This window comes from Marseilla massiliensis, assembly GCF_016899855.1.
Taxonomy (GTDB): Bacteria; Bacteroidota; Bacteroidia; order Bacteroidales; family Bacteroidaceae; genus Prevotella.
Window position 1 is genome coordinate 1 of sequence record NZ_JACJJG010000097.1, and the last position, 9,766, is coordinate 9,766.

Below are 9,766 nucleotides of genomic sequence, written 5' to 3' on the forward strand. Positions count from 1 at the left end.
GTCTTAACTCCTTTACTCCCTAACTACTTAACTACTTAAAACATAAACAATGACCACATATGAATTATCTTACCCCGAACTCGGTCTCGACCTGCACGAAGTGTACGTACAGATGGGCTACGGCGACGCGGCGCCCGACGCCGACGTTGTGGCCGAGACGAAGGCCGTAGAGGCCGGAATAGCGGGGATATTGCGGCCGAGATACACCTTCTTTATCGCCGAGAGCACGCTCGACGACACGGCGTGCACGCTCAACATAGGCCATACGGAGCTCAACGTAGGCCGCATCATAGCCCGGCAGCTGCGCGGGAGCGAGGCTTTCGCGTTCTTCGTGGCCACGGCGGGCGCCGAGTTCGAGGACTACCAAATGCGCCTCAAGGACGATGACGACATGGTACGCACGTTCATAGCCGACTCGTTCGGCAGCGTAATAGCCGAACTTACGGCCGACGTGATGGAACGGACACTGCAGGACGACATCTCAGGGCGCGGCTGGCGCCACACCAACCGCTTCAGTCCGGGATACTGCGGATGGCACGTGTCCGAGCAGCAGAAACTGTTTCCGCTCTTCGGCGGCGGCGCCCCTTGCGGCGTAAGGCTGACGGAGTCAAGCCTGATGCTGCCCATCAAGTCGGTAAGCGGCGTCGTAGGACTGGGTCCCAACGTGCGCAAGCTCGATTATTCGTGCGGCCTGTGCGACTTCAAGGACTGCTATAAAAGGAGGAGAAAAGAGGCCGTAAAGGGCTGAAAACAAGCGTTCGGGCGCGGCGGCGACGGCACGGCCGGCCGGCGGGCGTGGCCAAGCGCTCCGCAAAACACGGCAAATTACCTTGTAAAAGGCCGCCTTTCGCAGTGCGAAAGGCGGCCTTTTATCATGCGATATACGGTCTTTTACCGACAGCGGGGCTACAGCTCGTTCTTCAGTATCTCGGCCATCGAGCCTTGGTAAAGCCTCTCCACGTCGATGTAAGCCTGCATGTTGCGGTACACTCCGTCGGCCTCGACGTAATAGTCGGTAACGGATATCTCGCCGTTCTCGACCGCCGTGCGCAGCAGTTTCAGCGTCTGGCGCATCAGCGGCACGTCATACGCCGCGGCGGCCGAGCGCAAGCGCCGTATCTCATCCACCTTGGCCCGGGCCCCGCTCTCAGCCTTTACGCGCGCTTCGGCCTGCCTCATCTGCGCTTCCGTGCGGCGAGCCTTGGCCGCCTTGACCTTGTTTTTGCTTGAGAACAGCGGTATCGAGCCGCCGATAAGGAATCCGTTGCTGGCATCATCGCCGTCGGTGTTACGCCGGTAGCCCACCTCTATCTTCGGTATCCAGCTCTGGCGGTTCACCTTCACGTCCTGCTCGGCAGCCTTTACGGACGCCTCGGCCGTGCGGACCGACAAGTCAGCGGCCACCGCCCGGCCATACAGCTCACCGTCGCCCACGGCAGGCAGCGCGGGATATTCCGTGGCCTCAAGCTCAACGGGCTTGTCGCCGTTAAGGGCGCGCAGCTGCTGCAACGCCGTATTCCGCCCGGCCTCAGCCTGCGCCAACTCCGTCTCGAGGTTCATCCTTTCCATCTTCACCTTGTTCAGTTCAAGCGCCGTAGCGTCGCCGTTGTCGTATTTCTCGGTGTACATGGCCATCAGCTCGTCGGCATTCCTGCGCCGTTCGTCGAGCAGGGCCCGCCTCTTGTTCATGTATATAAGGTCAAGACACAGGCTTTTCGCCGCGAGCAGAACGTCACGGCGCGCCGTAAGGTACTCCATCTCCTTTACCTCGCCCTGCAGGCGGTTGGCCTTACGCCTTGCGCCGTACAGCGTAGGGAAGTCGAAGCCCTGGGTTACGACCAGCTCGGAGCTGGCCATTCCGCTAACGTTGGCATTGAAAAACGGGCTGTATTCCACCGAAAGGTCGTCAAGCGAGTTCTGCTGTTTCAGCTCCAGTGACGAAGCCTCGTTGCCCTTGAGCAAGGCTTTCAGCTCAAGGTTGTTCATCTCCACGCTGCGCAGCACGTCGTCTACGGTCTGCGCCCCAGCCGTTGCGGCAATGAGCAATGCCGCGATAGATAATATTGTTGCTTTCATAATTCTTTTTAAAATAAGGCCTATAGGGCTAATTGGCCAAATAAGCCTGATAGCATTTCTACTTACTCCTTACTACTCCTCTCCTTACTCCTTACTACTCCCTTCCTATTCATCCACTCGTAGACGATGGGGATGATGAAGGCGTTGAGGGACGTCGACGTCAGCAGACCTCCCAGAATGACCTTAGCCATGGGGCTTTGTATCTCGTTGCCTGGCAGGCTTCCGCGCAAGGCAAGCGGCACGAGGGCCAGCGCCGAGCAGAGAGCCGTCATGAGGATGGGGTTCAGGCGGTCGAGCGAACCGTGGACAATGCTTTGCCTGAGACTGTCGTCGCCATCGGCACACAGCATATTATAACGGTTGATTAGCAGCATGCCGTTACGCGTGGCGATACCGAACAGCGAGATGAAGCCGATAATCGCCGGTATGCTTACCTCGCCCGTAGTCATCACGAGGGCGAACACGCCGCCGATAAGCGCCAGCGGCAGGTTGAGCAGTATCACCCCGCTCTCGAGCGCGTTGCGGAACTGCATGTACAGAAGGAGGAATATCACGACAATGCTGAGCAGCGACGCGAGCAGCAGCACGCGGCTGGCCGACTGCTCGCTCTCGAACTGTCCGCCGTACTCAACGTGGTATCCATCGGGCAAATCCACCTTGGCGTCCACCCGCCTCTTTATGTCATTGACCACGCTGCGCAGGTCGCGGCCGCTCGCGTTGGCCGAAATCACGATCTTGCGCTTCACGTTCTCACGGTTAATAGTGTTCGGCCCCATGGTCGATGTCACCTCGGCCACGTTGGCCAGCGGCACCTTCCGTCCGTCGGGAGTGTCAACCATGAGGTCGCGAATGCGCTCCATGTCGCAGCGGTCGTGCTCGGCGGCACGCACAACGAGGTTGAAGCTGCCACCGTCGTCATACACCTGCGACACCGTCTCGCCGGCCATGTTGACACGTACGAACGTATTAAAGTCGGCCATCGGTATGCCGTACAGCTTCAGCATCTCGCGCTTGGGCTTTATCTCAAGCTCCGGACGCTCCACCTGCTGCTCCACGTTAAGGTCGGCAATGCCCTCGACGTCGCTTACGGCGGCCTTGATCTGGTTGCCGAGGTCGAACATCTTGTTCAGGTCATCGCCGAAAAGCTTGATGGCTATGCTGGCCTGCGTGCCGCTCAGCATGGCGTCTATGCGGTGACTTATGGGCTGGCCAATCTCGATGTTGGCACCGGAAATGACCGACAGGCGGTGGCGCACGTCATCGAGAAGCTCCTCGTGCGAACGGTCCTTGAGCTCGAACGGAGCCTCGATTTCAGACACGTTGACGCCCAGCGCGTGCTCGTCAAGCTCGGCGCGGCCGGTCTTACGCGCCACGGTCTGTATCTCGGGCACCGACATCAGTATCTCTTCGGCGCGGCGCCCTATCTTGTCCGACTCGTCGAGTGATATTCCCGGCAGCGAGCTTATATTGATAGTGAACGAGCCCTCGTTGAACTTCGGCAGGAAGCTGTGCCCCAAGGTGAAGAACAGCCCGAGCGCGGCCACGAACAATACCGCCGTAGCCGCCACTACCGGACGCTTATGGTCGAGAGCCCATACGAGCCAACGCTCGTAATGTTTCTTCAGCCACCGCGCCACGAAAGCCTCACGACGGGCCACTCCGTCCTTCTTGCCGCCCAGCAGGTAGCTGCAAAGCACGGGCGTAAGGGTCAGCGCCACGAGCGTAGATGCCGCCAGGGCAACGATGAACGCCACGCCGAGCGGTATGAGCATGCGCCCCTCCATGCCGCTGAGATAGAACAGCGGTATGAAGCTTACGATGATTATCGCCGTTGAGTTGAGTATAGGCATGCGCACCTCGCGCGAGGCATTGAACACCACCTCGAGCACTGGCAGCCGCTCTTCCTTGGGCAGCGCGCGGTTCTCCCGCAGGTGTTTCCACACGTTCTCCACGTCAACTATGGCGTCGTCGACGAGCGAACCGATGGCTATCGCCAGTCCGCCGAGGCTCATCGTGTTGACGCTCATGCCGAAATAATGAAGCACCATGAGCGATACGAGCAGCGACACGGGCAGCGTTACGAGCGAGATGAGCGTCGTGCGGACGTTGGCGAGGAAGAGGAAGAGCACCACCACTACGAAGAAAGCGCCCTCGTAGAGCGAGTCCTTCACGTTGTCTATCGAGCTTTCTATGAACCTTGACTGTCGGAACACGTCTGTTGACACGTGAACGTCGGCCGGCATGTTCTTCTTCAGGTCATCCAATGCTTCCTCAAGCCGTTCGGTAAGCTCGATGGTTCCCGTGTCGGGCTGCTTTGTTACGGTAAGCAGCACGGCGGGCTTGCCCTTCTCCGAGGCTGTGCCGAGGCGCGGAACCTGCGCTCCGACCTGCACGTCGGCCACGTCGCCCAGCGTTATGGCGTCGCCGCCCGAGCTTTTTATCACTGCCGAAGCCATCTCGGCCACGTCCTCGGTCGACACCAGTCCGCGCACGATGTACTCGTTGCCGTACTCGTAAATTACGCCTCCGTTGGTGTTGCGGTTCATCTGTCCGGTGGCGGCAAGCACCTCGCCGAGCGTCACGCCGTAGTGTGCCATGCGGCCGGGATGCAGCAATATCTGGTACTCCTTGACGTCACCGCCGAGCACTGACACCTGCGACACGCCGCCAGTGGACATCAGCCGCGGGCGTATTGTCCAGTCGGCCAGCGTCCTGAGGTCGAGCATTGACGTGCTGTCGGCCGTAAGCCCCACGATGAGCACTTCACCGAGGATTGACGACTGCGGGCCGAGCGTAGGCTTGCCGACGTTCTCGGGCAGGCTCTCGTTTACCGCCGCGAGCTTCTCCGACACTATCTGGCGCGCCAGGTAGATGTCGGTGTTCCAGTCGAACTCTACCCATACGACCGAAAATCCCGTCGAAGACGACGAACGTACACGGCGCACGTGGGTGGCGCCGTTGACTGCCGTCTCGATGGGGAACGTCACGAGCTGCTCCACCTCTTCGGCAGCCATGCCGCCGGCCTCGGCCATCACGACTACCGTAGGTGCGTTGAGGTCGGGGAATACGTCTACTTCCGTCTGCCCGGTGGTGTATATCCCCGCCACGGTGAGCAGCACGGCCGCCACGAGCACGAACAGACGGTTATGTAATGAGAAACGAATTATCTTGTTGAGCATGGTTTGTTTATTTTATTCAGGTAGCTAATGCAGTTAAAGCGGTTATCGCTCCCTGCGGCCGCTAAGTAGTTAAAGTCAAATGCATTGCCGCTTATTGACTTTTGCGCAAACTGCAGGGGTAATGACTTTAATTACTCTAACTACCTTGTAACTACTTTAACTACTTCTTAATGACTATGCGTATGCGCGGGTATCGCCGTGCTCGCGGAGGCCAGCTTCACCTGTACGGCGCCCTCAACGACAACCCTCTCGCCGGCCGCCAGCCCGCTTTTTATCTCCACCCGGCTGCCGTCAGAGCGCCCGGTATGCACCTCGCGGCGCTCGTAGCACGACGGGTCGGTCTGTACGTAGACGAAACTGAGGCCCTGCTCGTCGGTAAGCGCCGACACGGGCACCGACAGGACGTCGCCCCGTCCGCCGGTCAGCACGTAAGTCTCGACAAACGCCCCGGGCATTACGTCGGCGCGGTTGTCAAAGCGGAAGGTCACGGGTATGTACGGCGAGCCGTCGCCCGTCTGCTTGCCCGTGGCCACGAGCTGCCCGTTCATCTGCCGCAGGTCGTACACGCTGTCGCCGTAAGCCGTCTTGAACTTTGCCGACACCACGCTGCCCATCTGGGCGTAGTAGCGCTCGGGTACGTTGGCCCTGAGGTAGAGGCTGCGCGCCTGCGTGACGGTCATCATGGGCTGGCCTACGGCCACATAGTCGCCCTCCTTGACCAGGCATGTCTTGACGTAGCCGCCGACAGGCGACTTCACAGCCACTCCCGCGCCCGTGGCTCCGCCGCCGTCGAAAGCCTCGTAGGCTATCCTGGCACGCTCGTAGTCGGCCTTGATGGCGTTATACTCCTTCTGGGTTACAATCCTGTCCTTCACGAGCTTCGCCGCACGGTCGTACTCCTTCTTGGCGGCGCGGTATGCGATTTCGGCCTGCCGCGCAGGGTCGTCCTGCAAGTTTCTTGACGATACGGTGAACACCGTGGCGCCCTTGGCCACCGGAGAGCCCTCGGCAAGGCCGCGCGGCAGTGACACTATGCCCGCCACGGTGGCCACGACGGTAGCCTCGCTGCCCGAAGCGGCAAGAATCTTGCCGCCGCAGGGGATTACGCCGTTAAACTCGCCCGGCTCCACCACGGCGGTAACAATGCCCGCGGCCTTGGCCCTGTCGGGCGTTATGACTATCTCGCTGGGGTTGGCCCCGCCCCCGTCGGCATGGCCGTCGGCGTCGGCGTGGGCGCCGTCCTTGTCGGTACACGCCGCGGCAAGCATTATGCCAAACGCCCCGATGAAAAGTGATTTGTAATCCATAATGTTTCCTGTTTTCGCTTTTTTACATGCAAAAATAACGAAACAGGAGTGCAACCCAGTTGCAAACACGCTCAGCGCCCACCTCATGCTGCCGCGGAAGACGGCATATTACAACGTAAAAGGCCGCAAACGGCAAGACGAAAGGCCGTCTTTTACACGGCAAAAGACGGCCTTTCATAACACGCTGTACATCAATCCGTTACGGCGGCGACGGCCTACGCGCGCGAGAAAGGCAGGCAATGAAACATGATTTTAATATACAGTAACGTTTTTGTAATAAATTGTTAAGAATAAAAACAAAGTCTTGCAATACGCATGTAACATGAAAGACGGAACTTTGCACCCGTCAAATCATTAAAGTTTTTTATGAGAAAAAATTACAGAAAACTATCTGCATTCTGCTTGGGGGCCATGCTCTGCGCCACGGCCTTTGCCGCCCCCGACTCCAACGAGGCAGCCCTGGGCGTAATGCGAGGACGCATCGTCGACGCACAGAACCAGGTTCTGCCCGGCGCCACAGTAATGATTGAAAGCCTGCACACAGGCGTAGTGAGCGACGTGAACGGCTATTACACACTCGCCAACCTGAAACCCGGCACGTACATCGTGAAGGTAACATACGTAGGCTACCAGCCAAAGACAATGAAACTGACCGTACAGCCTGACAAGACGGCCGTACAGGACTTCGTGCTCACCGACGGCGTAGAGCTTGAGGGAGTGGAAGTCAAGGGCGCGTTCCACGGACAGAGCCGCGCCATCAACCAACAGAAAAACAACTTCAACCTGACCAACGTAGTATCGGCCGACCAGGTAGGCAAGTTCCCCGACTCCAACATCGGCGACGCCCTCAAGCGTATCAACGGTATCAACGTACAGTACGACCAGGGCGAGGCACGCTTCGGACAGGTGCGCGGAACGTCGCCCGACCTCTCGAGCGTCACCATAAACGGCAACCGAATACCCTCAGCCGAGGGCGACGCGCGCAACGTGCAGCTCGACCTAATACCGGCCGACATGATACAGACCATCGAGGTGAACAAGGTTGTCACCGCCGACATGGACGGCGACGCCATAGGCGGCTCAATCAACCTTATCACCAAGAACACGCCTTACCGCCAGACATTCAACGTGACGGCCGGAACGGGCTACAACTGGATAAGCGACAAGCTGCAGCTTAACCTCGGCGCTACATACGGCAACCGCTTCTTCGACAACAAGCTGGGCCTCATGGCTGCCGTGTCTTACCAGAACTCGCCCGCCGGCTCGGACAACACCGAGTTCGAGTATGACCTCGACGACGACGGCAACGTAGTGCTCACCGACGCCGAGGTGCGCCAGTATTACGTGACGCGCGAGCGCCAGAGCTACTCGCTCTCGCTCGACTATGAGTTTAACCCAACACAAAAGATATATTTCAACGGTATCTACAACCGCCGCAACGACTGGGAGAACCGCTACCGCGTTAGCTACAAGGACCTGGCCGACGGCGCCGGAGAGATGAAGACCGAGATACAGACCAAGGCCGGCTCAAAGGACAACCGCGGCGCACGCCTCGAGCTCCAGCAGACAATGGACTTCACCTTGGGCGGTGACCACCTGCTCTGGGACAAGCTGCAGACCGACTGGATGGTGTCTTACTCACGTGCAAGCGAAGACCGCCCCGACGAGCGTTACTTCACCATCAAGCAGAAGGACATGACCATCGACATGGAAGACGAGGGCGGACGCCAGCCTTACGCCATAACGCCCATCTCTGTTCATGACGGCGACTGGGAAGTGGACGAGTTCACCAACGCTAACGAATGGATACGCGAAAACGAGTGGAAGGCCAAGGTTGACTTCGAGCTGCCCCTCGCAAGCGGCCTGTTCGGCAACTCGCTGAAGTTCGGCGCGAAGTACACTCACAAGCACAAGACAAAGGAAGTGCTTTGTTACGACTACAAGGACGGCTACGAGGACATCTACGGAACCGACTACACCAACTATTACACATCGCAAATACGCGACGGCTTCATGCCCGGCGACCAGTACAAGGCCATGGACTTCGTAAGCAAGGACTACCTCGAGCAGTTTAATGCGAAGGACTGGGCCCTGCTCGGAGGCGAGCAGGTGCTCGAAGAATCGGCAGGAGACTATGACGCAACCGAGCAGGTTACAGCCGCATACCTGCGCTTCACGCAGAAGCTGGGACGCAAGTTCACGGTAATGGCCGGCCTCCGCATGGAGTACACTGACCTTGAGACAAGCGGCTTCAACTGGAACATCGACGAGAACGGAGACGAAAGCCTCGACCCAACGGGCAAGTTCAAGAACAACTACATAAGCTGGCTGCCGAGTTTCCTCGTCAAATGGGACGCTACCGACGACCTCAAGGTGCGCGCCTCTTACACCAAGACGCTGGCACGCCCGAAGTACTCTCACCTCGTTGCCAACGCTTCTTACAACACCGAGGAGTCGCCTGTTGAAATCACACTGGGCAACCCCGACCTGAAGCCTATCACCTCGCACAACATCGACCTGTCAGCCGACTACTACTTCAAGAGTGTCGGCCTTGTGTCGGCGGCAGTGTTCTACAAGCGCGTCAAGGACTATTCTGTCAACCTGAAGCGCGACATGGCTTACGGCAATTACGCCGAGGCAGAGGTCAGCCAGCCGCTCAACGCCTTCGACGCCGACCTGCTCGGAGTGGAGCTTGGCTTCCAGCGCGACTTCGGCTTCATCTCTCCGGCACTGCGTTGCGTTGGCTTCTACGGCAACTACACTTACACTCACAGCAACATTGTGAAGTCTGTATTCGGCGACAAGGACGAGCAGGCGCTGCCCGGTTCGCCCGAGCACATGGCCAACGCGTCGCTTTACTTCGACAAGTGGGGCCTGAACGTGCGCCTGTCTTACAACTTCACGTCGGCCTTCCAGGACGACGAGGAGTATGTGGAGGAGACCGCCCTGCGCCGCTACTACGACGCAACGCACTACATGGACCTCAACGCAAGCTACACCTGGGGAAAGAACACGAAGTACACCTTCTACGTACAGGCCAACAACCTGCTCAACCAACCCCTGCGCTACTACCAGGGCGAGAAGGACCGCACGATGCAGGTTGAATACTACGGAGCTAAGCTCAACGCAGGATTCAAGGTGAATTTCTAAAGTATTTTTCAAGGAGTTAAGGAGTTATGGAGTAAAGGAGTTAAGACAATACCC

At 58.6% G+C, this 9,766-nt stretch carries 5 protein-coding genes; 2 read left to right on the plus strand and 3 right to left on the minus strand.

All coding sequences use genetic code 11. The features are described from left to right. Positions 1 to 49: 49 nt before the first annotated feature. Positions 50 to 748 carry a vitamin B12 dependent-methionine synthase activation domain-containing protein gene (locus H6A34_RS11920; protein WP_205105699.1) on the plus strand — a complete coding sequence of 233 codons (699 nt, stop codon included), beginning with the start codon at positions 50 to 52 and terminating at the stop codon, positions 746 to 748. A 158-nt stretch (positions 749 to 906) separates the two neighbouring features. Here H6A34_RS11920 and H6A34_RS11925 read toward each other — a convergent pair whose 3' ends face one another. The 3 genes from H6A34_RS11925 to H6A34_RS11935 form a co-directional block, all read right to left on the minus strand. Then, positions 907 to 2,076: a TolC family protein gene (locus H6A34_RS11925; RefSeq protein WP_021948528.1), complete on the minus strand. Its 1,170-nt coding sequence runs from the start codon at positions 2,074 to 2,076 to the stop codon at positions 907 to 909. A 62-nt stretch (positions 2,077 to 2,138) separates the two neighbouring features. Beyond that, complete coding sequence (locus H6A34_RS11930; protein ID WP_205105700.1) at positions 2,139 to 5,255, minus strand: efflux RND transporter permease subunit; 3,117 nt, start codon at positions 5,253 to 5,255, stop codon at positions 2,139 to 2,141. A 167-nt stretch (positions 5,256 to 5,422) separates the two neighbouring features. After that, positions 5,423 to 6,562: an efflux RND transporter periplasmic adaptor subunit gene (locus tag H6A34_RS11935; RefSeq protein WP_205105701.1), complete on the minus strand. Its 1,140-nt coding sequence runs from the start codon at positions 6,560 to 6,562 to the stop codon at positions 5,423 to 5,425. Positions 6,563 to 6,928: 366 nt separating this feature from the next. On the opposite strand from H6A34_RS11935, the gene H6A34_RS11940 reads away from it, so the two are divergent. Further along, positions 6,929 to 9,712 (plus strand): TonB-dependent receptor, encoded by a 2,784-nt coding sequence (locus H6A34_RS11940; protein ID WP_205105702.1) that lies wholly within the window; start codon positions 6,929 to 6,931, stop codon positions 9,710 to 9,712. Positions 9,713 to 9,766: the final 54 nt, after the last annotated feature.

Bases quoted from the DNA above. Each gene is read 5' to 3' on its own strand.
- H6A34_RS11925 (WP_021948528.1), bottom strand. From the start codon at position 2,076: ATGAAAGCAACAATATTATCTATCGCGGCATTGCTCATTGCCGCAACG.
- H6A34_RS11930 (WP_205105700.1), bottom strand. From the start codon at position 5,255: ATGCTCAACAAGATAATTCGTTTCTCATTACATAACCGTCTGTTCGTG.
- H6A34_RS11920 (WP_205105699.1), top strand. From the start codon at position 50: ATGACCACATATGAATTATCTTACCCCGAACTCGGTCTCGACCTGCAC.
- H6A34_RS11935 (WP_205105701.1), bottom strand. From the start codon at position 6,562: ATGGATTACAAATCACTTTTCATCGGGGCGTTTGGCATAATGCTTGCC.
- H6A34_RS11940 (WP_205105702.1), top strand. From the start codon at position 6,929: ATGAGAAAAAATTACAGAAAACTATCTGCATTCTGCTTGGGGGCCATG.